23 protein-coding genes, 1 tRNA gene and 1 pseudogene are annotated in these 24,473 nt (G+C 65.1%); 16 read left to right on the top strand and 9 right to left on the bottom strand.

Translation table 11 applies throughout. The features are described from left to right. Window positions 1-101: 101 nt before the first annotated feature. Window positions 102-1,211: a COG3904 family protein gene (locus LH400_RS22685; RefSeq protein WP_229155746.1), complete on the bottom strand. Its 1,110-nt coding sequence runs from the start codon at window positions 1,209-1,211 to the stop codon at window positions 102-104. 463 nt (window positions 1,212-1,674) lie between these two features. On the opposite strand from LH400_RS22685, the gene LH400_RS22680 reads away from it, so the two are divergent. The 7 genes from LH400_RS22680 to LH400_RS22650 all read left to right on the top strand — a co-directional run bounded on the left by LH400_RS22680 (window position 1,675) and on the right by LH400_RS22650 (window position 6,396). Then, window positions 1,675-1,751: transfer RNA gene (locus tag LH400_RS22680), tRNA-Pro, on the top strand. Window positions 1,752-1,931: 180 nt separating this feature from the next. After that, a complete protein-coding gene (locus LH400_RS22675) occupies window positions 1,932-2,276 on the top strand; it encodes a hypothetical protein (RefSeq protein WP_229155745.1) in 345 nt (114 codons plus the stop codon). A 95-nt stretch (window positions 2,277-2,371) separates the two neighbouring features. Next, entirely contained in the window at window positions 2,372-4,414 is a 2,043-nt protein-coding gene (locus LH400_RS22670; protein ID WP_229155744.1) for an AAA family ATPase, read from the top strand. Beyond that, on the top strand, window positions 4,411-4,578 hold the full coding sequence (locus LH400_RS22665) for a hypothetical protein (protein ID WP_229155743.1): 168 nt from the start codon (window positions 4,411-4,413) through the stop codon (window positions 4,576-4,578). The genes LH400_RS22670 and LH400_RS22665 overlap by 4 nt, the downstream gene beginning before the upstream one ends. Further along, a complete protein-coding gene (locus LH400_RS22660; RefSeq protein ID WP_229155742.1) occupies window positions 4,575-4,850 on the top strand; it encodes a hypothetical protein in 276 nt (91 codons plus the stop codon). Before LH400_RS22665 ends, LH400_RS22660 begins: the two co-directional genes overlap by 4 nt. Then, the gene (locus tag LH400_RS22655; RefSeq protein WP_229155741.1) at window positions 4,847-5,821 is read left to right on the top strand and encodes a metallophosphoesterase; all 975 of its coding nucleotides are present in this window, start codon (window positions 4,847-4,849) and stop codon (window positions 5,819-5,821) included. The genes LH400_RS22660 and LH400_RS22655 overlap by 4 nt, the downstream gene beginning before the upstream one ends. Beyond that, on the top strand, window positions 5,818-6,396 hold the full coding sequence (locus LH400_RS22650) for a hypothetical protein (protein ID WP_229155740.1): 579 nt from the start codon (window positions 5,818-5,820) through the stop codon (window positions 6,394-6,396). The genes LH400_RS22655 and LH400_RS22650 overlap by 4 nt, the downstream gene beginning before the upstream one ends. Window positions 6,397-6,423: 27 nt before the next feature. On the opposite strand, the gene LH400_RS22645 is transcribed toward LH400_RS22650, so the two are convergent. The 4 genes from LH400_RS22645 to LH400_RS22630 form a co-directional block, all read right to left on the bottom strand. Then, window positions 6,424-7,388 (bottom strand): IS630 family transposase gene (locus LH400_RS22645; protein ID WP_370638459.1). Its coding sequence is split into 2 segments (ribosomal slippage): window positions 6,424-7,044 and window positions 7,047-7,388, totalling 963 coding nucleotides; the frame shifts between segments, so codons are not numbered across the junction. Window positions 7,389-7,485: 97 nt separating this feature from the next. Further along, window positions 7,486-7,758: a hypothetical protein gene (locus tag LH400_RS22640; RefSeq protein ID WP_229155739.1), complete on the bottom strand. Its 273-nt coding sequence runs from the start codon at window positions 7,756-7,758 to the stop codon at window positions 7,486-7,488. A 124-nt stretch (window positions 7,759-7,882) separates the two neighbouring features. Beyond that, window positions 7,883-8,218 (bottom strand): hypothetical protein, encoded by a 336-nt coding sequence (locus tag LH400_RS22635; RefSeq protein WP_229155738.1) that lies wholly within the window; start codon window positions 8,216-8,218, stop codon window positions 7,883-7,885. A 2-nt stretch (window positions 8,219-8,220) separates the two neighbouring features. After that, on the bottom strand, window positions 8,221-8,880 hold the full coding sequence (locus tag LH400_RS22630; RefSeq protein WP_229155737.1) for a hypothetical protein: 660 nt from the start codon (window positions 8,878-8,880) through the stop codon (window positions 8,221-8,223). 380 nt (window positions 8,881-9,260) lie between these two features. On the opposite strand from LH400_RS22630, the gene LH400_RS22625 reads away from it, so the two are divergent. The 5 genes and pseudogenes from LH400_RS22625 to LH400_RS22605 form a co-directional block, all read left to right on the top strand. After that, window positions 9,261-9,542, top strand: a complete 282-nt coding sequence (locus LH400_RS22625; RefSeq protein WP_229155736.1) for a hypothetical protein — start codon at window positions 9,261-9,263, stop codon at window positions 9,540-9,542. Between the two features lie 586 nt (window positions 9,543-10,128). Further along, the gene (locus LH400_RS22620; protein WP_370638461.1) at window positions 10,129-11,133 is read left to right on the top strand and encodes a hypothetical protein; all 1,005 of its coding nucleotides are present in this window, start codon (window positions 10,129-10,131) and stop codon (window positions 11,131-11,133) included. A 523-nt stretch (window positions 11,134-11,656) separates the two neighbouring features. After that, window positions 11,657-12,574 (top strand): MBL fold metallo-hydrolase, encoded by a 918-nt coding sequence (locus tag LH400_RS22615; RefSeq protein WP_229155734.1) that lies wholly within the window; start codon window positions 11,657-11,659, stop codon window positions 12,572-12,574. A gap of 316 nt (window positions 12,575-12,890) precedes the next feature. After that, window positions 12,891-13,184 carry a helix-turn-helix domain-containing protein gene (locus LH400_RS22610; protein ID WP_229155733.1) on the top strand — a complete coding sequence of 98 codons (294 nt, stop codon included), beginning with the start codon at window positions 12,891-12,893 and terminating at the stop codon, window positions 13,182-13,184. A 225-nt stretch (window positions 13,185-13,409) separates the two neighbouring features. Beyond that, window positions 13,410-13,877: pseudogene (locus LH400_RS22605) on the top strand (IS30 family transposase); the annotation flags it as partial. Window positions 13,878-13,974: 97 nt separating this feature from the next. On the opposite strand, the gene LH400_RS22600 reads toward LH400_RS22605, so the two are convergent. From LH400_RS22600 to LH400_RS22585, 4 genes are read right to left on the bottom strand one after another with little or no spacing between them, the layout of a single operon-like run. Continuing rightward, window positions 13,975-15,447 (bottom strand): mechanosensitive ion channel domain-containing protein, encoded by a 1,473-nt coding sequence (locus LH400_RS22600; RefSeq protein WP_229155731.1) that lies wholly within the window; start codon window positions 15,445-15,447, stop codon window positions 13,975-13,977. 29 nt (window positions 15,448-15,476) lie between these two features. Continuing rightward, window positions 15,477-17,078, bottom strand: a complete 1,602-nt coding sequence (locus LH400_RS22595) for an MFS transporter (protein WP_229155730.1) — start codon at window positions 17,076-17,078, stop codon at window positions 15,477-15,479. Continuing rightward, entirely contained in the window at window positions 17,075-18,394 is a 1,320-nt protein-coding gene (locus LH400_RS22590) for an adenylate/guanylate cyclase domain-containing protein (RefSeq protein ID WP_229155729.1), read from the bottom strand. The genes LH400_RS22595 and LH400_RS22590 overlap by 4 nt, the downstream gene beginning before the upstream one ends. Beyond that, the gene (locus tag LH400_RS22585; protein WP_229155728.1) at window positions 18,378-19,418 is read right to left on the bottom strand and encodes an HlyD family secretion protein; all 1,041 of its coding nucleotides are present in this window, start codon (window positions 19,416-19,418) and stop codon (window positions 18,378-18,380) included. The genes LH400_RS22590 and LH400_RS22585 overlap by 17 nt, the downstream gene beginning before the upstream one ends. Before the next feature lie 87 nt (window positions 19,419-19,505). Here LH400_RS22585 and LH400_RS22580 point away from each other — a divergent pair, with 87 nt between their 5' ends. The 4 genes from LH400_RS22580 (at window position 19,506) to LH400_RS22565 (ending at window position 24,473) form a co-directional block, all read left to right on the top strand. Beyond that, window positions 19,506-20,135, top strand: a complete 630-nt coding sequence (locus LH400_RS22580; RefSeq protein ID WP_229155727.1) for a TetR/AcrR family transcriptional regulator — start codon at window positions 19,506-19,508, stop codon at window positions 20,133-20,135. A 269-nt stretch (window positions 20,136-20,404) separates the two neighbouring features. Next, the gene (locus tag LH400_RS22575; protein WP_229155726.1) at window positions 20,405-23,455 is read left to right on the top strand and encodes a PAS domain-containing protein; all 3,051 of its coding nucleotides are present in this window, start codon (window positions 20,405-20,407) and stop codon (window positions 23,453-23,455) included. Then, entirely contained in the window at window positions 23,452-24,099 is a 648-nt protein-coding gene (locus LH400_RS22570; protein ID WP_229155725.1) for a response regulator transcription factor, read from the top strand. The genes LH400_RS22575 and LH400_RS22570 overlap by 4 nt, the downstream gene beginning before the upstream one ends. Then, window positions 24,096-24,473: a response regulator gene (locus LH400_RS22565; RefSeq protein ID WP_229155724.1), complete on the top strand. Its 378-nt coding sequence runs from the start codon at window positions 24,096-24,098 to the stop codon at window positions 24,471-24,473. The genes LH400_RS22570 and LH400_RS22565 overlap by 4 nt, the downstream gene beginning before the upstream one ends.

Here is a 24,473-nt window from a genome sequence, read left to right as displayed (position 1 = left end):
CGGCCATAGGGAATCAGCATTCACATCAAAAGGAAATCCTTCGATTCATACTTCCTGCCCGATGCTCTAGCCGCTACCCGGCGCCGGGCGAGGGATGGCGGTCACCAGAGCCGCGCGTCGGGGTCGAAGGCGCTGAGCACGGTGTCGAGATAGACCCGCCGTCCGGCGAGCTGTGTGTCCAGGATGAGAATGGCGATGCCGTCGGCATCGGCCGCGACATAACAGGCGTCGTAGTAATAGCCGCCGCCGCGCTTGAGCCCGAGGCGGACGAAGCGCATTGCGGCGGTCGGATAGAACACTTCGCCGGCGACGAAGCTGACGAAGTCCGCTGGCGCGAGGGAGGCGAGCAGCCTGCCGCGGGCGTCATCTGCAGGGTAGGGCTCGCGCAGATCGTCGGATATTGCCGCCGCGAATGCCGAGAGGTCCGCCAGCGGGCGGTCCGTCTTCTCCACCCGGTTTTCCACCCCGCCGAGCGCGTCCGTCGGCGAGAGCATGCGTGAGACGGCGGTCTTGCAGGCATTGCGTGCCCAGGCTTGCGGCGGGCTCATATAGTCGAGAAGCGTCGAGTCTTCCGCGAGTCCGTGGAGCTCGATCCCGAGACCGCGCACCAGGCGCGGGGTGTCGATTTCCGCGAGGTCGGCCTTACGCATCAGCGCGGCGAAGATTTCGGCGTCGACACCGCCGAGAGAGATCACATAATCGAAGGCTTTGGCGTCGGCCGAGCGCTGCAGGGCGAGGCCCTCGTTCACCCGGACCAGAGTCTCGTCGTCGCCGGAGGAGACGGCGTGAAAGGCGAGGCGGCCGCCTGGCTCCAGGATCCGGCGGATCGTGAAGCCGTTCGGCAGGGTCTCGCTGCCGCCGAGAAAGGCGAGCGCACAGGCCGACAGGCAGGCGTCGGAGGAGCGCACGACGGTCTTCAGCATGTTTTCGCGGAACAGTTGGCCGAGCGCCATCCCTTCGAGGAAGCTGCCGCCGGGCGAATTGAGGGCTACCGTGGCGTTGTAACGCAGCTTCTCTTTGCCCTCGGCCCGCGCCAGCAATGCACGCAGACGGTCCGCGTCGCCCTGGCCGATCGTCCCGGCCAAGGTGATCAACGGCCTTCCGCCATCTTGTCGCGAGACGGAAAACGTTGCCGCGGCGCCGCCACGGCTCTCCGACCAGAGGAAGACCAGCGTCAGCGACGCGAACAACAGCCGGGCGATCACTCTCATACTGTCCCTCCACCGGGACCCGGTCGCGACATAAGAAACCTAACCGACTGGCCCACGATAGAAATGCCCTCACGGAAGGAATATGCGCGCTGCCGAGCGCGCTTGACCGCTCCCGATCTCGTCGTCTGGCTTGATTCTCCGGGCAGCCGCGTGCAGATCCGATGGTGCCGAAAGGTGACGGGTGTGGGTTCCAGCCGGTGTTAATAAGGATCCGATCGAGGCTGCGCCTTCGCTGCGGGTCGGGCGGTGCGGCGCTTTCTTCAATCGTCGATTCGGAGACATGCGATTGGTCATGCGCCGGCAGGCAGAAACACTGCCTGCGCCGTCACGACTCCGGTTCTGAAACGTGCGGGGAGAGGGATCTCGGCGCCGCAAATCGGCCGATCGCAAAGAGAATCCGGCAAAGAGGCGATTCCGGCTTGCGGCCCCGGACGACGCTCGTTATATACCGCGCCGCAGGTCGCGGAGTGTAGCGCAGTCTGGTAGCGCACCTCGTTCGGGACGAGGGGGTCGCAGGTTCAAATCCTGCCACTCCGACCAGCGCCCGCCCTTGCAGGGCAGGGGTTTTCCCGAAAAGCGATTTCCCGAGTTTTCGGCCGGCCGACAGATTTGCCGACAGATACGCCCGAGGGGCGGTGTCAGAAATTCCCGACATTAAGCCGCTTAGCGACTGAAATTTCCGACATGCCCCGCGCCAGCCGCCGGCGCTATCGAGATGTCATGGCCGAAGAACGCGACCCCGAAATTCTGACCGACGACCCGGCACACTACCGCTTCCTGGCGCTCTTGAAGCGGCTCACCGGCGGTATCTGGGTCGACGACACGATGTTCGCGCTGTCCGTCGCGAAGCGGACGGCGGAGCGCTGGATGGGTGGCAAGCCCGTCCCGGACGCGGTCATCGAGCGGATGGAGCGCGAAGCCGACCAGGTTGAGGCCTTCACCCGCGACGTCGCCGACCTCGTCGCCAGGCACCGGAAGGCTGGCATGTCCGAGCATCTGATGCGGCTGCGGCTCCGGCAGTATTCGAAAGCGCTGTCGGAGAAGCCGACGAACCGCGACGATTAGGGACTTCGAAAGGATTTCCGGCTAGCCTCTTTATCCTTGAATGACCTCGAGGACCGCTCTTCAGCGGCGACGGGGGTATTGGAAAGGCTGCTCCTATGAAGACGACGCCCCTGCGCGCCGTCGGCGGCGGACGTTCGCAGCAAGCGCACGAGTCCGACGACGATCACGACCCTCACGACCTCGCCTCCGACTTTCTCCACGCGTTCTCCGACGACGATATCGACCTTGCGCCAGCGCCGAACTCGCTCGCGCCCAGCGTCGAACTCATCCTCGCCTCGATCCGCGCGACGATCTCGCCGGAAGGCGCCGCGAAGATCCTCAAGCGCCGCACGAACGGCACCGGCGCCGTCATCGCCCTCCGCTTGCCGCACGGCTGGGGTTCGTCCTCGGAAACCGCGATCACCGAGTACCTCGCCGCGATCGGCGCCGGTGGCGCCCGCGACGACGTCTTCATGCTCAGCGTCGATGAGGAAACCGGGCGAAACCCGGTTCACGAAGTCCTTCACGCCACCGCTCGTCGCCACGGCATCCTCCGCGTCTGGCCCGACGACACTCTGACGGAGGGCGTCGTCAGCCTCGTCGACGTCGACCTCGACCTGTCGGCGCCGGATCGCCGGATCCTTGAAGCGATCGTCCGCCGACGGTTCAACTCGCCGGATTTCGCCTGGCCGACCGACCTCCAGCCGAAGCGCTTCCGTGACTACGAACTCGACTACGCGATCAAGCGCGGCAGCGACGCCGCCGACGCAGTCCGGATCGCGCGGATCCAACTCGTTCATCGCGCGAAGTTCGACAAGAAGGAGCGTGAGCGGGAGCGGCGCGAGGAGAAGAGAAAGTCCTCCTCGTCGTCCTCGTCGCTCGACTGGAAGCGCCCGGCGAGGATCGAGGCGCAGCGTCCGACCGAGCCGCGTCTCGAAGACCTTCACGGCTACGGCGCGCTGAAGACCTGGGGTCTCGATCTTTTGCGCGATCTCGACGAGTACGTCCGCAAGACGCTCGCCTGGTGCGACGTCGACGCCGGCGCGCTCATCGTCGGCCCGCCTGGCACCGGAAAAACCCAGTTCGCGACCGCCCTCGCGGCGAGCGCGGGCCTGCCGCTTATCGCGACCTCATATGCCGCGTGGCAGGCGAGCGGCGAAGCACACCTCGGCACGCTGATCAAAGCGATGCGGCAGACTTTCGAGACCGCGGCCGCGAGCGCCCCCTGCATCGTCTTCATCGACGAGATCGACGCGATACCGAAGCGCGGCAGCCCAACGTCTGGCCGGCATGACGATTGGTGGACCGCGATCGTCGCTGCGCTGTTGGAGTGCCTCGACGGCACTTCACGGCGCGAGGGCGTGATCGTCATCGCAGCCTGCAACAACGCCGACAACCTCGACCCCGCGATCATCAGGTCTGGCCGCCTCGACCGCCGCTTCGACATCGCGTTGCCGGACGCCGCGTCGCTCGCTCGGATCATCGCGCACCACGCGCCCGACGTTGACGCCGCGGCGATCGAGCCGGTGGCGGTCTCGCTCGCGGGCACGGCGTCCGGCGCCGACGTCGCGAGGTTCGCGCGCGAGGCCCGACGGATCGCGAGGCGCGAGCGCCGCTCGGTGACCGGGCGCGACCTCCTGTCTGTCGCGCTGCCGGCGGAGACGCGCCCGCGCGAGGTCGTCCTGCGGTGCGCGGTGCATGAAGCGGGGCATGCGGTCGCGATGATGCTCGCGGGACGTCCGCCGCGTGCACTGTCTGTCGTCGCAGCCGGCAATGCCGGAGGCTATGTCGAGCAGATCTACGGCGTGAGCGAAAACCGGCTCCGCGATGCGCACGGCTTCATCATGCCGGTGCTCGCCGGCCGCGCCGCCGAGGACGTCCTCCTCGGCGAGCCGTCCGCGGGCGCGTCTTCCGACCTCGCGCTCGCGACCGAGATGCTGGGCGCGGTCGACCGCGGCGGGCTCGGCGGCTTGCTGACGCCCGCCCAGGCGGACGCCGGCCGGACGGAAGCGCGGCTGCGGCGGCTGTACGCGGAAGCGCTCATGCTGGTGATGCGGCATCGCGGCGCGATCCTCGATCTCGCCATGCTCGCGATCGAGCGCCGGGTCCTCGGCGAAGCCGCGCTGCGGGAGTTCGCGGTCGAGAGGGGGCTCGCATGAGAACGCTGCGGGTCGACCTCCCCGACGACCTCGAGCCGCGCCTTGCCGCCATCGCCCGGCGCCAGGGCAGGGCGCTCCGCGACGTCGTGCGGGACGCGCTCGCTCTCTACGTCATGAACGACGCGCTCGTTCCGCGCATCGAAAACAGGGACACTGGCCGATGAACAACGTGCACAACCTCCGCGAGCCCGTCACGATTGATCTGAAGCCGGAGACCGCTGCTCGGATCGCCGTCGCGCAGACCACCGGCAGGCACGACATCGTCGAGATGCTCCGGATCATCGCGGATGTCGTCTCGCAGATGTCGGAAGATGAAAGCGCGGTCTACGCCTGGCATGGCGTCGAAATTCTTGCACGGCGCGGCCGGCAGAATCTTGCTGACCGGAAGGATACGGTCGTCCCCATCGACCACTTGGATAGGAATTCCAGCCCATGACCCGCATCCACATCCTCAGCGACATCCACGACGACATCTGCAAAGCGGCCATTAAGCACGAGTTCGAGATCGACGACGTGGGCGCGGACGTTCTCGTCGTCGCCGGCGACATTGACGGCCGCCTCTCGACGAGCGGCCGGTTGCTCCTGGAGCGCACTCGGCGCCGGCTCGGCATTCCGATCGTCGCCGTGGCGGGCAACCACGACTACTGGAAGGGCTCCGTCGACCGCGAGATCGCGCGGACGCGCGAGCGGCTCCAGGATGACGGCATCCACATCCTCGACTGCGACACCGTCGTGATCGGCGGCGTGCGCTTCGTCGGCGCGTCGTTGTGGACGGACTACAACGTGACCGGCGAGGGCTACCTCGCGCGGCTCGAATGCCGGAAAAGGATGAACGATTTCAAATATATGACGCACGGTGTCAGAAACGTTCGGTCGAAGGCCACGCCGGAGTATCTCGCTACCGTCCATGCTCGCCACCGGGGCTATATCGAGCGCAACTTGGCGGTTCCGTTCGCGGGTCCGACGGTCGTCGTAACGCACCACGCGCCGTCGCCGCGCTCGCTCCAGCACGGCGAGGTCCGGGAGACCGTGGACGCGGCGTACGCGTCCGATCTCGAAGACGTCATGCTGCGCGGCCGGCCGGATCTGTGGGTGCATGGGCACGTGCACACCGCGCACGACTACACGATCGGGAGCACGCGGGTCGTCTCGAACCCCCGCGGCTACACGATCAGGATGGACCAGCGTTACGGCGGCGGGCTTGAAGTCGAGAAGAGCGGTTTCGACCCGCGGAAGACGATCGACCTGCCGACGCCGGCGCCGCGGGAGACCGCGACGGCCGACCCGATGAAGGCGTTCCGCCAGATCGGCGACGACGTCGCGCGCAGCCGGCCGGCGACGGAATACCCGCGCGAGGGGATCGAGGTTCTGCGCGGGATGGAGCCGACGCGGCGGCGGCCGAAATGACCGCCGACGCGCTCGACCGCTGGATCACGTTCGAGGTCAGGTTCTGGCGCGGTCTCGTTACTAGTCCCGGTGATAAGGCTTTCCTCTCGACGTGGGCGGATCTCGTCCGGAGGACGGCGCCGCACGTCACCGGCCGCGTGGTCTTCCTGCCACGCGTCGAAGCCGACTCCGCGTTCACGCCGCCGCAGCCGTACCTGTCGATGCCGGCTGCGCTCGAGGCCGAGTGGCAAGGATACGAAGCCGCCTGGCAAGGATTTCTGGACCGCAATCCACGCGCCCGTCTCGCGCATTTCCTCGGCTGGATCTCGGAGACGAACCATGCGGCCTCGTGGCCGACCGGATGGGAGACGGCGATCCGCGACTGGGTGCGCGCCGGCTGTCCGGATCCGCGCCCGTTCGACGACCGGATCGGCATCGGCTCGCCGGGTTGGCGGCGGGAACTGGTCGAGACGGCGGCCGCTGCCGGCCCGGGATGGCCGGTCGAATGGAATGACAGGCTGGCGTGGCTGCCGGACGGCGAGAACGAGCCGACGCCGGATCCCGCGCTCGACGGCCTGGGCTTACGCGCAGAATAGAGACGGCGGGCGAGGCTTACGCGCACTTTAGAGCGGGATGACTTTAGGTTGGGCATAGCCGGAGTTTTCGAAATAGTTGGCGCATTCGGTTGGTGAGACGGTTGCCAGGGTTTTTGCTATGGCGTCGCAGAGCGCGTCGCGATTGCGCTCGGCGGCGTCTCGCAGCCAGTGCTTCAGCTTGGCAAAGAGCTGCTCGATCGGATTGAGATCGGGGGAGTATTTCGGCAGGAACAGCAGCCGAGCCCCGACGCCCCGGATTGCCCGGCGCACCGCCTTACCCTTGTGGCTGCCGAGATTGTCCATGATGACGATGTCACCGGGGTTCAGCGTCGGACAGAGCACCTTCTCGACGTAGAGCAGGAAACGCTCGCCGTTGATCGGCCCGTCGATGAGCCAGGGTGCCTCGAGGCGATCCCTGCGCAACGCGGCGACGAAGGTTGAGGTATGCCAGTGCCCGAAAGGCACCTTGGCCTTCAGCCGCTGGCCGCAGGGCGCCCAACCCCGCAGCGGCGCCATATTGGTCTTGCTCCAGGTCTCGTCGATGAAGACCAAGCGGCCGGGGTCGATGCGCTCCCGATACTTCATCCATTGCTGGCGCCGGCGGGCGACGTCGGGACGATCTTGCTCGGCAGCGATCAGCGTCTTTTTTTGAAGGACAGCTTCTCGGCGTGGACGAAGGCCCAGACCGAGCGATAGTCGACCTTCAGGCCGCGTTCGTCGGCCAGTTCCCGCACCAGGCTGCGCAGTGTGAACGGCCGATCGAGGCAGCGCTGCCGCAGCCACTCGGCATGGGCTCCCGCCAGCGTCTTCGGCTTGTGCCCACCCATCTGGCCGGGCGCCGCGCTGCCGGTTTCTTCAAAGCGCTTGATCCAGTGAATTGCCGTGCTGATCGCAATACCGAAGCGATCGGCAGCTTGGCGCCGCGACTGTCCGTCATGCTTGACCGCCGCAACCACACGCTCGCGAAGGTCCATCGAATACGGTCTCGCCATTCCTGCCGCCCTCCCACCCGGCAAGCATGTTGAATCCGCTTTCACGGCCGTTGGGAATCGCACCGATTCAGCAAGAAGTCATCCCGCTCTAGCGACGTCAGCCATGACCGCCGCGAGCGCCGGAACCCCGGTATTCGCAGTCGATGCTGCGGCGGATCCGGACGACGAGGTGCTCCGCGATCGCGCGCCGGGCAGCGTCGTAGTCGGACCAGTCGTGGCGCGGCCGCTTGCCGGCGATGCGGGCTTTCAGGGCAGGGGGCAGTTCTTCGAACGCGAGCAGGAGGATCGTGCGCATTTCGTGATCTGTCGTGTCGACGGTGCGGTCGGAGAAGGTGCCGATGGGTACGCGGAAGCGGGCGCGTGCGGGCATGAAAAGGGGCTCCGATTCGGGAGCCCCTGACATAGGTTTGTTCGCGTTTTGATCTAGCCATCGATCGCAGTAGGACCCCTGCACAATTTTGTGGAGGGGTCCTACTGCGGGAGCCTTTCGCCTTCTATTCTTCCGGCCGCCCCTCGGCCATGACGGCGAGCGGCTCCCCCCGATCCTTCTCGCGCAGCCAGTGTTCGAGCGCTCGCCGGGTGTCCTGCATCTCCTCGACGATCTGCTCGTACGTCTCCCCGTTCGCTATCCTGCGGAGGACCGCGCCGTAGGACCTGCTGACGGTGGAATACCGCCCGAGGTTCTCGATCGCTTCTTGAAGCTGGGGCGGCATCGGGTTCGCACCAGAACGCCACCGCTCGACCGTCCGCCGGTTGACGTGGAGGACTTCCGAGACGGGAGCGATCCAGTCGCTCCCCCACAGGCGTTCACAGACCTGCTGCCATCCCATTCTCATTTTTCCGCGTAGAACTTCAGGTAGGAGACGACCGACAGCGGGCTTTCGGTGTGATCGAGCCAGAACGCGGCGTCGGTGTTGGTCTCGATCTCCGCCAGCGCACGCTCGACGTAGTCGGTCTTGGACATCCGGTCCTGCCGCGCGAGGAGCGAGTCGGACGGTAGATCCTCGATCAGCATCTTGTAGCGCTCGCGGCGGATCTTCTCAGCGTACGCCGCCTGCTTCTCCGAGACACCGACGATCGGCGCGAGATGAGCGGACGCCTCGGCACCGGCGGCGGCCTCACGGGCATTCCGGTCGAGGACCGAGCGGCGGACCATGATCTCGCCCTCGACCTGCTTGAGCGCGTAACCGGTGACCGTCAGCCTGTCTCCGTCGACGGCGATCGATCCGGTGTCCGTTTTGGTCATCGAGATGCGCACATCCAGAGGACCGACCTCGGTATCGATGACGCCGGCGAAGGTGGCGATCATCCCGCTCTTCAGGCGGCGGACGGTGTCTTCGCGGACGATGGTGAAAGCATTGTTCGGCTGCATCTTCTTCGCTCCATGGAGTTCGCGGAGCGCGATGCCGAACGTCGCTCTGTAGGAGATGCCGGGCACGACGACCGATCTGGTGAGACGATGCGCGGTCGCGAAGAGTTCGGATTTGGTCATCGTCGGCTTCTGCCGTTCAGGGCCGGCTCGATGCCGCAACCATGTCGTATATCTATGCGACATAGAAGGGCGCGTCAATGGCATGTCGCTATCGCATGCGACATAAATTCAGATGAGGAGGGCCGAAAACGAAAAAGGCTCCCTCGAGGGAGCCTTTGTCAACCGCCTATCCGGCGGCGAATGTAGGTAGAAAACGGGAAGCCCCGTTTTCTGTCTTCTCAGCCGCCTACCCGGCGGCGAAGACCCCCTGTGCGGCGGCTATACCCCGCATTTGGGTCGCCATCATCCCACCCGCAAGAGCCGCCGTCCAAAAAAATCACGCCGGCGCCCTCCGCCTCGCGGTCGGCTGCGCTTTCGCCGGCGGCAGCACGGGCAGCACGGTGACGATCCGGCCGCCGACGATCCTGAGAACGCGGTCCGCACCCCCGCACGACGCCGCCTCGGCCGAGGTTGAGGCCGGCATGCAGCCTCGGCGGGCAGACCAGGTCTCGCGCTTCGGCGAGCGTCAGGCCCAGAACGCGGCAGCCGGCGAGGGCGCGGACGCGGTCGATCGAGCTGGCGGGGCAGAGCGCGTCGAGATCGAGGCCGCGAACGCGCTCCAACCAGCGCGCCACCGCGTGATCCGTGGCTGGGTGCGGCGCCATGACCGGCTCGCCGAGTGAAGCAGAATGCGTTGCGGCGGATCCGAAAACGACGCGCCCGGCGGCGGCGGCGGACCGAACTCGGCCACCACCTTTCTCCCCTCGCGCTTCTGGCCCGCCGCGGTCATCGTCCAGAGTTGGCTGTAACTTCGGATCCGGATCGTGTCGCCGTCGGCGCTCAAGGTCTTCCTGGCCTGCGTCCCGTCCGGCCGAAAGAACGGCGACGGCGGGGGCACGCCGACGTTGTCCGGATCCGAGAAGTCGACCCAGACTGGGCCGCGGCCGCTCTGCAGGTCGTAGGACTGGAGATTGAGCCCGTCCGACTTTAGTAAGCGATTTGAAACCTCGTCGAGTTACGGTTCGCTTACCGAATTCGTCACGTCGGCCCTTGGCTGCATCCATCGCGCCTTCGTGGCGGTTTTCGGCCTGTAGGACGGTCGAAGCCGTGGCGTCGCACGAACGCCTGGAAGGAGTGCTCTGCACATCCCGGCCGGTGAGGCCTACCCGACCGTTTCTCGGCCTCCTCCTGCGACGAAGGGGTGATCGACGCCGACTGCGTCGAAGCGTGCGGACTTTGAATACTGCTGACAGGAGAGTTCTCGAGATGATCGCCAGCCGTTTTCTGCCAGCCCTGGCATCCGGCTTTCTGTTCGTGCTGGCTGGCTGCAGTGTGACGGACATTGCCCCGTCCGCGGCCGCAGAGCCGCAAGGCAATGTGCCGGGATGGCTGGCAGCCCATATCGGCGACGAGGACGGCGAGATTTCCGATGTCGTCCTGCAGAGGGCCCGGGCGCTTTATCAGCGCAAAACTCGCGAAGGCAGGATCGACAATGGATGCTACTTCGCGATGGACGCGACGCGGCCCAGCGTGTCGCCCAATGGCGAGCGTGGTCGCCGCTTCTACATGATTTGCGAAGGGCAGCACACGTTCCGGGCGATGTCGTCCGGCTACGGAAGCGGTCGCAAGCTTGCCGGTGTCGTCGACTTCTCGAATGGGCAGCAATGCGCCCAGAATTTCGGCAACGCGATGGATTCGTCGCTCACCACCGGCGGCGGCTATGTGACCGCGGAGACCCGCGACTCGTTCAAGGGCTATCATCGTTCAGCATCCGGCAAGGATGTGCCGTTCGTCCGCTCCTTCGTGCAGTTCGAAGGCGAGGGCGCCACGGCGAATGCTCGTGAACGCGTGATTGGCGGCCATCAGGCGACCCTTGTGCGGGCCCAGTGCCGCCGCCTGAGCCCTGGAGACCAATACGCCGACGACGAGGGCTACGTCGCCTTCGGCAAGCTCGTCGACTACGCGGCCGGACGCAGCAACGGCTGCACGAGCTGGTCGGCGGCCGAAAACGATGTCATCCTCTCCACCGTCAAGAACGATCCGACGACGGTCTACATCTATCCGGAGGCTCGGGACATCGAAGCCGTCTCGCAAGCCGTCGCCTCCGGTCGCTCTCCTTCCGAGGCTGGCAGCTACTGGAACGCGATGTGTCTCAAAGCCATCGGCAAGCCGCGCTACTGGCCGGCCTCGACGCTCAAGCCGTTGATTGCCCGGTTCAAGGCCAGTCAGCCTGTCAGGCCCACGGCACCCCTTCCGATCTGCAGTCAGCCTTGACGTCTCTTGCCCTGTGAGGTTGGGGTCGAATGGTCTCGATGGCATCGCGGCCCGGGGAAGGCGATCATCGAGCAAGAGGACAACGCTGTCATTACGCCCAATGTAGTGACCCCACTAGTTTCCACGCGGTCAGCGGCTTACCGCGCCGATCGGCTTCGGGACCCTACGCCGATCCACACGATACCGGCCAAATACCTTTCTAGCCGCAGGCCAGAGTCCCTGTCCTGTGGGCTCCAGGATGATCACGATACTATTACGCGCGAAAGTAGAGCGAGAAAGGCAGCAAGCGCGCGAGCGCGTCGCAGCATGCCGCGTTCTCCGCTGAGGCAGCGGGCTCGCACGGGATACGTACACAGCATCGGGCTCGCGTCGTAGTATGTGCCATCGCATTTCGTATTGCAGCCGAGATGAACCTATCCTTGCGCATCACTCATCCTGTCTTCCGAGCCAAGCGACTGACACCGCGCATCAAAATAGCGTCGCGGAGGCCGCACCTTGAGCGGCAAGTCAAAAGGAGAGACACATGAGCCTAGACAACACCTCACATTTCGACAGGCCGGGAGCTGGCGAGCTGGTTCCTTCGCGCTATGCGGTGCAGGTCGGCGACATCGGCGTTCTCGTCGTCAGCGATGGGGTGCTCCCCCTTCCTACCGAGATGCTGGGCTACAATGCGGATCCGGATGCACGCGCGGCGTGGCTCAGCGACATGTTTCTGCCGCCGGACGCGTTCGACTGGTCGCTCAACGTCGTCGTGGTGCGCAGCGGCGATCAGACCATTCTGATCGATGCAGGGCTCGGTTTGGACCCGAACCTGAACCTGCCGCGCGCCGGGCAATTGATCCAGCGGCTGGGAAGCGCCGGCATCGATCTGGCCTCCGTGACAGACGTGGTGCTGACCCACATGCATATGGACCATATCGGCGGGCTGCTCGTCGAGGGGGTGAAGGAGCGTCTGAGGCCGGACTTGCGGATCCATGTTGCCGCCGCCGAGATCAAGTTCTGGGAAGCGCCGGATTTCAGCCACGTCTTCATGCCGCCGGGCTTCCCGGACGCATTGCAATCGACCGCCACGCGGTTCGTGCAACTGTATCGCGCCAATCTGCGACCGTTCGAGGAAGAGCACGAGGTGGCACCGGGGGTGATCGTGCGGCGCACCGGCGGCCACACGCCCGGGCACAGTGTGGTCCGTCTAGCGTCCGGAGACGAACGGCTGACCTTCGCCGGCGACGCTGTGTTCACGGTCGGGTTTGAAAAGCCCGAATGGCACAACGGCTTCGAGCATGACCCCGAAGAGGCGGCTCGAGTCCGGATCCGGCTTCTGCGCGAACTCGCGGCGACGGGCGAACAGTTGGTGGCCACTCACCTGCCGTTCCCTTCCGTCGGACGGGTGGCGGTCGATGGCGACGCCTTTCGCTGGGTCCCGGCCTTCTGGGATTACTGACCGCGGGTCTGACCGCTCCGGTCAAGAGGCGGGTGCGTGCTCGAACCGTCGAGTACGCACCCGAGATCGTTTCCGCTGGTGCCATTGGGATCAGGTAGGCCGGACTGCCGCCGACGAAGCACAGGAAACGAGGCGGATCGCGAACAGTTACCCGACAGTTCTCCGTCGAAGACTGCGAAGCGGCGTATCTCTACCGCCTCGCGCCCGTTGTCTCTGCTCCATAGCTTGGTCCATTTACTGGAGTGGTCTGAGTTCCAGCGCGAGGTGCAACACCCCCTGGCCGATGTAGGATCGGCATGGGTTTGGGAGTGTTGCCGTGCGATCCTATTCGCACCTTTCCAGCTGGGAAAGGGAGCAGCCTGCTGCGTTGAAGGCCGTCGGGGCCTCAAGCAATTCCATCACCAAGGTACTCGGGCGTTCCGCCGCCACGATCAGCCGGGAGCTGCGCCGAAATTGCCTGCCCAGTGGTGGTTATTCGCCGCGTCAGGCCGACGGAGCCTATCTCGAGCGACGGCGGCATGACGCCATTCTCGAGCAGGACGCGAGATTGCGCCAGTTCGTCACCGACCGCCTTGTCGAGGGCTGGTCCCCCGAGCAGATCGCCGGTTGACTCAAACGAGGCGGCGAGCCGAGATTGCGCAGCCTCGTCACCGAGACGATCTACGCCTTCATCTACCGGGCCGCTTAAAAACCAGAGAGGCTGTGGCACTCTCTGGTTAGGCGGCGGCCACGGCGTCGCCCGCTGCGGGCGCGCCCCTCCCGCGACACCATCAAGAACCGCCGCTCCATCCATGATCGTCCAGCCTCGGCCGGAGATTGAAGCCACGCGGGACATTGGGAGGCCGACCTCATCATCTGCAAGCACACCCGACCGGTCCTGGTGCTGCACGAGCGCAAGACGCGCATCACGCTCGCGACGATGATGAGCGGCAAGACCGCTGCGGAGACCATCTCGTCAATGATGGCGATCTTCCGCCGCGTCGATGCGAGCCTGCGCGGCTCGGTCACCTTCGACAACGACACCACCTTCGCCCGCCATGGCCTCCTGACCGACCTCTTCGGCATGTCAACCTGGTTCTGCGACGCCTACGCCTCCTGGCAGAAAGGCGGGATCGGAAACGCCAACGGGCGCCTGCGACGCTGGCTCCCGCGCTGGCTCGATATCGATGCCATCGACGAGGCCGATCTCCAGGATGCTGTCATCACCCTCAACACCACACCCCGGAAGTGCCTGGGCTTCCTCACTCGCCTCCAGGCCCTCCTCAACAAGCTTGGCAAGGACGTCCAGATACGCTCCTCATGAACCCGTTGCACTTCGCGGCGGAATCCACCGTGGTCAGCGCGTGCGTCCCGCTGCTGCGGAAGAAAGACAATGACCATCGGTTCTCTGACGCGTCCGTTCAGGCAACCATGACCGACTTGATCCGCCCCAGAAGCCCTGGTTTCTTAATCACCTCTTCCGGCGGTCTCTCGGCCGCGTCAGGCCCGGTTGCTCCGCTTGGCAGCAGGTCAGCCAAACTGTTCGCTAATTCCGGGTGAGCGACGAGAAGCGAGGCAAAGAAGTCGCGATCGAACTCAAGAACAGTAACGTGGCCGACCGCGATCGACGTCGAATCCTCAGCGCGGTCAAAAAGGATGCTGCCGGCACCAAGGATGTCACCGGGCGCAAGATGGTGGAAGGGCGGAACATTCGCCTTAGCGTCGTCGCGCTGCCTTGCGACGATGCCGGAGCGCACGATCATTGGAGACGGCAGCACGTCGCCCAAGCGGGCTATGACATCTTCGTTTTGGAACGTTCGCGAGGTAGCGGTAGACGTGAGCGTTCGCAACTCGGCATCCTCAAGCTCCGCAAAGACCGGCATTGCCGCGATGAGATCGGGTGCAGATCCGGATCCGTTACGGCGAGCCTGAAGCGGAGGGAGATCCGTCATCGCAACCAGTGTGGAACCCTGGACCGCAAGCACGAGCCCGGCGGATCGGACATGGCGATAGAGAAGGTCGTAGATGTCGTTCATCGCCGCCAACCGCTTGCCGACGTCGCTGACGCGGAAAATGAGGCCGACTTCGATCACAGTAGAATCAAGGCCCCTGATTGCGACGGCGGGAGGCGGCTCCCTGACGATGAGGTCGCAGCTTTGCAGCACCGCCTTCATGACGTCGACGACGGCTGCCGGGGAACGTGTCGGTGCAACGCGGACGTTGATCGAGAGGCCGTGAGTCTCATCCGGCGTACTGACATTGGTGATCCCGAGCTTGGCAAGGACGCTGTTAGGCAGGACGACGACGTTGTTGGGAAATCCGAGCAGCAGGGTCGCGCGCCAATTGGTCTCGATGACCCGGCCTTCCGTTCCGTCGCTGAGCACGACCCAGTCACCCAGCCTGAAGGGCCGTCCGAGGTTGAGCGCGATCCCTGAGAAGACGTCGGCAAGGGTGCTCTGAAGCGCGAGGCCGAGCACGACGGCAATCGCTCCCGAGGTCGCGATCAGCGTGGCGATTGGAACCGCGAAGACGAACGCCAGAATCGACAGCACCGTGCCGGCATAGACGACGCCGATGACGACCTGCTGAAGCAGTCGCGCTTCGCGCGGCTTGTGCTCGATGACGAGGGAGATGCTAACGACCCCAATGATCGCCCATGCGAGATGCAGCCACCAGAGTAGCTTGACGACCCCAACCAGAAGCGCGGCAGACGTCGTCGCCTGGCCGTCCGGTGGCGCCGTGGGGAGGATATGCCAGGCGAGGAGCATCGCGGACATGGCGAGAAAGAACGGGATCTGAGCGATCAGTCGCGTATTGACGCGACGTTCTGGGATCAGGTGCCAGACGGCAATTCCGGCCAGACCAACAAACGCCGTCATCAGGAGCGAGTTCATCCCAGGGTCGGGAATTGAGCCTAGCCCGCTCATGGGATGATGCTCGATTTCAAAGCGGCAGTCGACTGGCTCGTGCGACCTCCGAGCAGTCTGGCCGTACCGACTTTCACGAGAATCAGTATCGGCGCGGCGACGACGAAGAGCAGGGCGACCGCGATGAAGGCCGTATCAAAGGCAATGATATTGGCTTGGCCGGTCATGGCCTTTGCCAAGATGCCGGTTGCGGCTCGGCTGGCCGCGCCGGCATCAAGGCCTTTTGCCACGAGCGTTGCAGCCATCGCTTCGAGCCGCTCGCGCACCGCCTGGGAGCCCGTCACCACATGGGAGGCCAGCACCGCGGCGTTGTTCGCGAGATTGTGGTCTATCAGCGCCTGGAGGCCGGCCACGCCCATCAGGCCGCCCAACTGCCGCCCGGCGTTGAAGAGGCCGATGCCAGTGGCCAGCGCCCGGGCGGGCAGGGTGTCGAAGGCAATCAGCGTGATCGAAAGAAACAGGAAGCCTAGACCGAGGCCGCGCAGGAGGATGGCCGGGATCAGGTCGTCGGAGCCGCTCTCGCCGGCCGATCCCGACAGAAGGTACATCGCGGTCATGACCAGCAGGATGCCGATCGGCACGGTGGCGAAGGGAGGGACGTGAAGCGCCTGTATGACCGCCGCCGCAAGAAGCAGGGCGCATGCGAACAGACCGCTGCTCGGCAGCAGCAGAAGCCCGGCATCGGTCGGAGGAAAGGCGAGAACGGATACGGCAAATGCCGGGATCAAATAGGCGCTGCCGAACAACGCGGCGCCAGCGACGAAGCTGACGACGAAGGCAAAAGTGAAATCCGCTGAGCGGAAGGGGGTGGGATCGATCGCTCGCGAGCGCCGGGAAAGCATCTCCCACCCGCAGAATGTGAGCAGCGATGCCAGCGCCGCGAGACTCAGCCAGCCGATCCGGTCGGCATCGAACCAGTTCCAGCGATTGCCCAGCGTCAGGCCATAGGTGAGACTGGAAAGGAGGATGGCCAACAGGGCAAAGCCGATGCCGTCGAATGCCCGCGGCGCGGAATGATCCGGCTCGGGCCGGTCCGCGACGAGCAGCAGCCCCGCGGCTGCGAGGGCCAGGGGAACGACGCTGAGGAAGATCCACTTCCAGGAAAAGCTGTCGAGCATCCAGCCCTCGAATGCCGGAGCGACCGTGGCAGGCGCAACCACGGCTCCCATCGCGAAGAAAGCCTGCAGGACGGGCTGATACTTTCTCGGGTAGCCGAGAAAGATCACAACCTGACCCGCCACGAGAAGGAGCGCCCCCGAGAATCCCTGCACGCCGCGCAAGAGGACGAGGGCATCGAGACGCGTCGCGAGCGGCGAGGCGGCGCATGCCGCGCTCAAGGTCAGCGCCACGACGACCAGGACTCGCCGCGCGTCGACATGGCCGATCAGCCATCCCACCACGACGAAGCCGAACAGCTTGGCGGCCGTGTAGCTGATGTCCAGCCAGGCAAACTCGTCGGGGGTGACATGCAAATCCCCCATCATGTCCGCCCGTCCGAGAGAGAGGACCGTGCTGGCGAGAGCATCCGCTAAGGCAGCGAGCACCACGCCGACAAGCAGCAGAACGCTCCCGCGCTTCTCCGCCGCCGCGGGGCTCATCGATTGACCTCGATCGGTATCGGACGTGCGGCAAGCGATCGTGATGTCGTCTCGCCAGCGCGAGCGCGAGCGGGAGCGAAAAGGCAGGGCGTCGTGTAGAGTTCGACCGGGTCGACGAAGCCGGGCAGGACATGGCATCCGATCGCCACTACCCGCGTCGGCGCGATCAGCGTGGCGAAGCGCTCGGACATCAGCAGTGGTATGCCGCTCGCGCTGCAGACGCTCTGGATGCGGCTTACCAGATTGACGTCGCGGCCAATCACCGTGAAGTCGAGACGCCGGCCCGACCCGATGTTGCCGTAACCGACCTTTCCATAATGAAGCGCGACTCCGGCGCGAAGCGTGACGCCGTCCACGCTAATGTCGCTCACGCCCTCCAAGGCCTTGAGAGCGCCACCCAGTGCAGCGATGCACGATGAGGCAGCGTCCCCGGTGGAGAAGAAGGCGAGGGCGGCGTCACCCATGAACTTGATGACTTCGCCACCGGCCTCGGTGATCGCCGGAACGACGCGATCGAAATAGGCATTCAGCAATTCCAGCATCGACTGCCCCGGCAGGCGATTGGAAAGTTCCGTGAAGCCGCGCAGGTCACAGAGCAGCAAGCCGGCGTCGAGGGCTTCGAATTCCCCCCGCCGGACATGACCTGCCATGACGCGGCCCGCCGTCGTCGCCCCGACATAGGTTTCGAGCAGCACCAATTCGGTCGTCTTGTGGGCCAGCAACTCGCAGACGTTGCGCAAGGCCGGTCTGACACGGTCGAGCACACGGCGATCCCATGCCGAGAAGCCGTCGCTGCGCTCCGTCGAAAAACTGGCGGCATTGACCAGGCCGTCAGAGTTCCGCAGCGGCAGCGCAATGAACTCTACGACGTCCCGGCCATCGTTGACATTGGGACCGGTCCGAACAGCCTTGCTCGAACGACCGAGGCGAAGCGTCTGCGGCATGCCCGATTCCATCGCCCGCAATACCGTGCTGTCGCCAAACCCCGGATTGACGTCCGTCCCCGACAGCCTGTCCTGCGATACGAGGGCCTTGCCAGGGGACCAGGTGATGCTGCGCCTCATGAACTCCGGATAAAGGGTCCCGAGGTGAAGGGTCAGCCCGTCCACCGGTAAGCCGGCGGCGCGGAGGCGCTCACCCAGACATCGAGCCAGGCCCGCGGCATCCAGATCGTGGCATTCCTCGCCCGCGAGCCATTCTATCAGCTCTTGAACCGCTGCCGCGTCGTCCGCCGCGGCAATTGCTGGAGGTCCACCATTGCCGGCGAAGACGGGACGACCGCCGTCGGTCTTTCTCACTCTACTTGGCTGGTACATGGGGCTGATCGATCTGTACTCGCGCGGAGAGGCCTGGAACGAGGCGCCCGCGCGGAAGATTGCCGACGAACCGGATCTTGACCGGGACCCGCTGAACAATGCGGATGAAGTTGCCGGTGGCGTTGTCCGGCGGGAGCAGGCTGAAAGCCGCCCCGCTCCCCGGCGCGAAGCTGTCGACGGTGCCCTCGAACGTCTCATCGGGAAAGCCGTCGACGTCGATCCGGACACTCAGGCCGGGCACGATGTGCTCGATCTCAGTCTCCTTGAAATTCGCCACCAGCCAGAGTTTCTCGACGGGAACGAGATCCAGGACGGATGGCCCTGGCGCGACGAGCCGGCCGACACGGACCTGCCGGTTTCCGACGACGCCATCGACCGGTGCCCTCACGACGGTGCTTTCGAGATCGATTAAGGCGAGATCGCGCGCTGCCCGCATCTGGTCGAGCGAGGCGAGGGCCGCGTCCCGCTCGGCGGCCAGCACGGTGATCCGCTGCTTCTGCGCCTCGACCGTCGCGACCGCGGCATCGACGCTCGCGGCGGCGCGATCACGGGCCGAATCCTTCTCGTCGATTTGCGCTTGGCTCACGGCATTGCTGCCGCGCAGATGATGATGGCGATCGGACGCCTTGACGGCGAAGGCCAACTCCGCGGCCGCCAAGGCCTGCTGGGCTTCTGCCTGGCGGATCAGGGCGCGCTGGAGCTGAGTCCCCGCGTCGACATTGGCAAGCCGTGCCTGCGCCGCCGCGACATTGGCTTCCGCCTGCGCCACCCGCACCCGGTAGTCCCGGTCGTCGATGCGGAAAAGAACGTCTCCAGCATGAACGGCCTGATTGTCCTCGACTTCCACGGCGGTCACGTAGCCGCCGACCCGCGAGGAGATCGCAGTGACGTCGCCGCGCACATAGGCGTTGTCGGTCGAGACCTCACCGCCCGCCATGCCCCATGCCCATCCCGTTGCCGCCACGATGATGGCCGCAAGGCAGAGCGCTAGTCCGATGCGCGTTGAACGTCTGGAACGTGCCATGACAGACTCCGGTAATAGCCATTACCATTGACGCGTATGGTAACCGACGTTACCAGTCAGGACGCGTGATAAAAGGGCCGGCCGTCGATGACTGCATCCAAATCTCAGGGGCCGGAAAGCCGACGCGAGCGGCTGCTGCAGGCCGCTGCCGAGGTGTTTTTCGAACAGGGTTACGCAGCAGCCAGCGTCGACGCGATTATCGCGCGCGCCGGGGGCTCCAAGCGGAACATCTACAGCGAGTTCGGGAACAAGGAGGGGCTGTTCACGGCCATCGTCAGGCAGAACTCCGACGAGGCATTGGCGACCCTGCCTATCGACGTGCAAGGCGATCTGAGCTTGCAGCAGTCGCTGACGGCTTTCGGCCGGCACCTCATGGCGGTCTACATGTCGCCCGCCGTGATCGGCGTCTACCAGATCGTGGTGACGGAGGCGAAGCGGTTCCCGGAACTGGTCAGGACGTTCTACGAACAAGGTCCCGGAAGAACCACGCGCAGGCTGGCCGAAGTGCTCGAAGCGGCTCGCAGCCGCGATCTCGTCCGCATCGATGACTGCGAACTCGCGGCCGGGCACTTCGTCGGGATGATCCGCGACAACCTTCATCTGCAGGTCGTGCTCGGACTGCGCGCGGCGCCGACAAAGGCCGAAGCGGAGGCCGCCGTCGCCTCGGCGGTGGACGTCTTCCTGCACGGCATCTGCGCCGAGCGAACGAGTCGATAATCCCACGCGGGCAACGGTTCGCGAGCCGAACGGAGCGGTGTGGGCATGCCGGGATGCCAGGCTGGCGCCAGGGCCTTTCCGATTGTCGGGGCTGGTGAGACGCCGCATGTCGGATTTCATCCTTCCGTGGTCGATCAGATCGATCGGTGGCGGAACGATGCTCGGGATCAGCCGGGCGTGACATCACGCCCACAGGCACGTGGGATAGGCTTGAAGTGTCGCCGGCTCTGGACCGAGGGTTAGGTGGACCGCTTGGCAACCGGCATCTCATGGATTTCCATCAGGTGCTTCGGCGTTCCCCCAGGCTTATGGTGTCGCGGAAAAACCTGATCCCGGATGGCGGCGATCAACTTCAGGAAGAAATCGATGTCGCTCGGCGTTTCTTCTTCAGCGGGGGCGATCGGCCCATGGATATGAAGCTTCCAGATGGCCGGTCGGCCATCGCGCTGGCTGCGTCGGCCGCAGGATTCACCCTCGCCGTGATGACGATGTCGCCTGAAGGACTGCTCGCTCCGATCGCCGCGCTCTTTTTGTCTCCGCGCGAGAGAGTATCGAAAACACTCGGCTGCCTCCTGGCGGTGGCGCTCGGATGCGTTCTTCTCCTCGCCGCTGTCGACGTCGATCTAAGAGTCTCGTCGTTGTCAGTCGCGGCGTTCTTGGCTGTGGCACTTTCGGTCGGCAGCATCGTCTCCGCCGGTGTCCTCTTCCCAACGGCATCCGCCGCTGCCTCATCGGCTGGCTTTTGCGGAAGTGCGTTCTCAGGCGAAGAAGCACCGCTGCTCGCCCACGTTCATCCCGCGGACAGGGAGGCCGCCGAGCAGGCGATCTCGCGGTCATCCCGCAGCGGCGTGCCGCAGATCATCACCTGCCGGCAACGGCAAGCCGACGGCACCTATCGGCATGCCGAGTTTCGCGCCGACCCGGGCTACAGCGTCAGCGTCGCGGTCGATCCGATGGTTCAGACACCGACGGAACGATGGACGACGGCCCGCTCGCTGCGGGGAACGGCTGAGGCCGTGCGCGCCGCCAAGGTAATCGAGACGCTGCATGGTGCCGCCTTCGCGTTCGATCCGCTCGGGACGTTCACCTACGCGACCCCGATCGCGCAAACCTCCATCGCCATGACCCTGGAGGATCTGAACCGGCCGCTGGGAGGCGGTTCCTTCATCGAGGGCGGCGACCTCGGCTGGAAGCTCGGCGTCCATCCCGACGACTACGAGCCTGCCGCTCGAAGACTGCGGCACTGCCTGCGCACCGGCGAGCACTTCAACTTCGAATACCGGGTCCTGCGCGCGACCGGAGACTATGTCTGGCATCAGTTCGCGATCCGGCCGACCCGGGGAGACGACGGTGCGATCACGGGATGGTACGGGATCGGCTTCGACATCGACGTCTACAAGAAGACCGAAGCGGCGTTGCGTGAAAGCCGACAGGAGTTGGTGCAACTGATCGACACGGTTCCAGCTTTGATCTGGAGTTGCACCCCAGAGGGCAGGCCGACTTACGTCAACAGGCAATTCACCGAAGCGACCGGCGCGACGCTTTCCGATCTCGCCGGGCCGGACGGGTCGGCAACCCTCAATGTCGTGCACCCGGACGACCGCCCCGACGCCCTCGACAACTTCAACCGCTCGGTGGCGAATGGTTTTTCCTACGTCGCGAAGTACCGTCAGCAACGGTCCGACGGCTCCTATCGGTGGACGGAGACCCGCGCGCAGCCGCTACGCGATGAAACCGGTGCCATCCGCCAGTGGTACGGTGTCAGCGTCGATATCGACGACCTCGTCCTGGCCAAGGCGGCGCTGCAGGAACGAGAGCGCGAACTCGCCCAACTGGTCGACATCGTCCCCGTTCATCTCTGGCGGCTCACTCCGGCCGGCGAGCCGATGTACTTCAACCGGCGGATGATCGACTTTCTCGGCCTCGGCGTCGACGACATCGCAGGTGTGGGCATCGGCAAGCTCGAGGCGGTGATCGAAGCCACCGTCCATCGCGAAGACGCGGCCGAATTCCGGGCCGCGCTCGGACGCAGTCTGGCAAGCGGCGGCGGATTCGCCATGCGGTATCGGCTGCGGCGCGCCGACGGCACCTATCGCTGGATGTCGAGCCGCGCCGAGCCGATGCGCGATCACACCGGGCGGATCGTCCAGTGGTACGGCCTTTGTCATGACATCGACGATCAGGTGCACGCCGAGAACGCATTGCGCGCAAGCGAACGCACCTTGCGGCAGCTCGTCGAGACACTTCCCGCGATGATCGACTGCGCCGCCCCGGACGGCGAGCCGATCTACCGCAGCCGACAGTTGCGGGAATTTCTGGGCTATGAGCTCGAGGTGCTCGACGAGACGTCCAGGTCCCGGCTGTCGGGTACGCTCGAGGCCGGAGTTCATCCCGACGACCTGTCTGGTGTCCGGGAGATCTATGGCCGCTCCCTCGCGACCGGTGCTCCCTATGCCCGCCGGCACCGTCTCCGGCGGTTCGATGGTGCGTATCGCTGGGTCGAGACGCGAGCCGCCGCGATGCGCGATGAGGACGGCAATGTCGTGCAGTGGAACGTCATCTGCCTCGACATCGACGGGGAGGTGAGGGCGCAGGAGGAACTGCGACTGGCCCGGGAAGGGCTTGCGAGGGCGAGCCAGGCAGCGAGCCTTGCCGAATTGTCCGCGTCGATCGCGCATGAGGTCAATCAGCCTCTGATGGCCATCGTCGCCTACGCGAACGCGACCCAGCGATGGCTTGCTGCAAATCCGCCGAATGTCGAGCGGGCACAGCGGACCGTTGAGCTCGCGATCCAGAGCGCGACGACCGCCGCCGATGTCGTCAGCCGCATCCGCTCGCTGTTCAGCCAGTCGACCGACGCTCGCCAAGACACCGCGTTGGAGAGCATCGTCACCGTCGTGAGCGATCTCATGGCCGAAGAGGCGATCCGGCATCATGTCCGCCTGGAGGTCGAGATCGAGAGCGATCTGCCGGTCCTCATGCTGGACCGTGTTCAGATCCAGCAGGTGCTGGTCAATCTGATGCGCAATGGCATGGAGGCGATGGATGCCGTCCCGAGCGGCAGGGTGCTCCAGCTTCATGTGCGCCGTGAGTCGGACATGGCCCGCAGCGAGATCATCGATTGCGGTATGGGCATCGAAATCGCCGACAGAATCTTCGAGCCCTTCTTCACCACTAAGGCGGGGGGGATGGGAATGGGGCTGGCGATCTGTCGGTCGATCGTCGAGGCCCATGGGGGACGACTGTGGGTCGAGAACAACGAGCCGCGTGGCGCCCGCTTTGTCTTCACATTGCCGTTTTCGAATTCGGTGACGGCATGAACCTCGAAGAACCCATAGTATTCATCCTCGACGACGATGCCGCTATCAGGGACTCGCTCCGCGAACTCCTGGAAGCTCAAGACATGCGGTCCCTCGCATTTGGCTCGGCCGGGGAGTACGTCGCGGCGGAAAAGCCGGACTGTCCGAGCTGCCTGATCCTCGACCTGGAATTGCCGGATATCAACGGGCTCGATCTGCAAGGGCAGTTCGCGGCAGGCGATCACCCACCCATCGTCTTCCTGACGGGGCACGGCGACATTCCATCTTCCGTCAGGGCCATCAAGCATGGGGCCATCGACTTCCTGACCAAGCCGGCTCGGATTTCAGATCTCATGGCCGCGATCGAAGCGGCGATCGCGCAGGATCGCGAGAGGAGATCGGATCGCGCGGGCATCGAAAACCTGAAGCAGCGCCATCTCGCCCTGACGCCGCGCGAACGAGAGGTGCTGCCGCTCGTCGTCAGCGGCCTTCTCAACAAGCAGGCCGCCGCTGAACTGGGGATCAGTGAAACGACACTCGAAGTGCATAGAAGAAATGTGATGCACAAGATGATGGCGGCTTCGTTCGCCGATCTCGTGCGTATGGCGCAGCGACTGGGAATACCCGTCACCCATTCCCGCCGGTTACGGGGGGAGCCAGATTGAGCGACGCAAGACCGGTGGTGGCGATCGTCGACGACGATCCGACAGTCCTCGGAGCGCTGGAGGAACTTCTGGAATCCAGCGGCTATGAAGCGTTCTGCTTCCTGTCCGCACGGGATCTGCTCGCAAGTGGGCTGTCCCGCCTCGACGTGCTCATCACCGACATCGGCATGCCTGGGATGGATGGTTTCGCCCTTCGCGATCTGGTGAAGGAGGAGCGTCCGGAGCTTCCGGTCTTCCTGATCACCGGGCGCCACGAACTGGCGGAGCAGGGGCGAGCACGGGGCATCCAAGGCCTGTTTCGCAAGCCTTTCGATGCGCAGAACCTGCTCACCGCCATTGGCGAAGCAATGGATCGAACCGACAAAGGAGAGTGA

This window comes from Jiella soli (assembly GCF_020615385.1).
In the GTDB taxonomy this organism is placed as follows: domain Bacteria; phylum Pseudomonadota; class Alphaproteobacteria; order Rhizobiales; family Rhizobiaceae; genus VKMB-3413.
This window is presented reverse-complemented; position numbering and strand designations above follow the sequence as displayed.

Bases quoted from the DNA above. Each gene is read 5' to 3' on its own strand.
- LH400_RS22590 (WP_229155729.1), bottom strand. From the start codon at position 18,394: ATGTACCAGCCAAGTAGAGTGAGAAAGACCGACGGCGGTCGTCCCGTC.
- LH400_RS22595 (WP_229155730.1), bottom strand. From the start codon at position 17,078: ATGAGCCCCGCGGCGGCGGAGAAGCGCGGGAGCGTTCTGCTGCTTGTC.
- LH400_RS22685 (WP_229155746.1), bottom strand. From the start codon at position 1,211: ATGAGAGTGATCGCCCGGCTGTTGTTCGCGTCGCTGACGCTGGTCTTC.
- LH400_RS22600 (WP_229155731.1), bottom strand. From the start codon at position 15,447: ATGAACTCGCTCCTGATGACGGCGTTTGTTGGTCTGGCCGGAATTGCC.
- LH400_RS22640 (WP_229155739.1), bottom strand. From the start codon at position 7,758: ATGCCCGCACGCGCCCGCTTCCGCGTACCCATCGGCACCTTCTCCGAC.
- LH400_RS22615 (WP_229155734.1), top strand. From the start codon at position 11,657: ATGAGCCTAGACAACACCTCACATTTCGACAGGCCGGGAGCTGGCGAG.
- LH400_RS22635 (WP_229155738.1), bottom strand. From the start codon at position 8,218: ATGGGATGGCAGCAGGTCTGTGAACGCCTGTGGGGGAGCGACTGGATC.
- LH400_RS22575 (WP_229155726.1), top strand. From the start codon at position 20,405: ATGGATTTCCATCAGGTGCTTCGGCGTTCCCCCAGGCTTATGGTGTCG.
- LH400_RS22585 (WP_229155728.1), bottom strand. From the start codon at position 19,418: ATGGCACGTTCCAGACGTTCAACGCGCATCGGACTAGCGCTCTGCCTT.
- LH400_RS22655 (WP_229155741.1), top strand. From the start codon at position 4,847: ATGACCCGCATCCACATCCTCAGCGACATCCACGACGACATCTGCAAA.
- LH400_RS22580 (WP_229155727.1), top strand. From the start codon at position 19,506: ATGACTGCATCCAAATCTCAGGGGCCGGAAAGCCGACGCGAGCGGCTG.
- LH400_RS22665 (WP_229155743.1), top strand. From the start codon at position 4,411: ATGAGAACGCTGCGGGTCGACCTCCCCGACGACCTCGAGCCGCGCCTT.
- LH400_RS22670 (WP_229155744.1), top strand. From the start codon at position 2,372: ATGAAGACGACGCCCCTGCGCGCCGTCGGCGGCGGACGTTCGCAGCAA.
- LH400_RS22630 (WP_229155737.1), bottom strand. From the start codon at position 8,880: ATGACCAAATCCGAACTCTTCGCGACCGCGCATCGTCTCACCAGATCG.
- LH400_RS22650 (WP_229155740.1), top strand. From the start codon at position 5,818: ATGACCGCCGACGCGCTCGACCGCTGGATCACGTTCGAGGTCAGGTTC.
- LH400_RS22570 (WP_229155725.1), top strand. From the start codon at position 23,452: ATGAACCTCGAAGAACCCATAGTATTCATCCTCGACGACGATGCCGCT.
- LH400_RS22660 (WP_229155742.1), top strand. From the start codon at position 4,575: ATGAACAACGTGCACAACCTCCGCGAGCCCGTCACGATTGATCTGAAG.
- LH400_RS22675 (WP_229155745.1), top strand. From the start codon at position 1,932: ATGGCCGAAGAACGCGACCCCGAAATTCTGACCGACGACCCGGCACAC.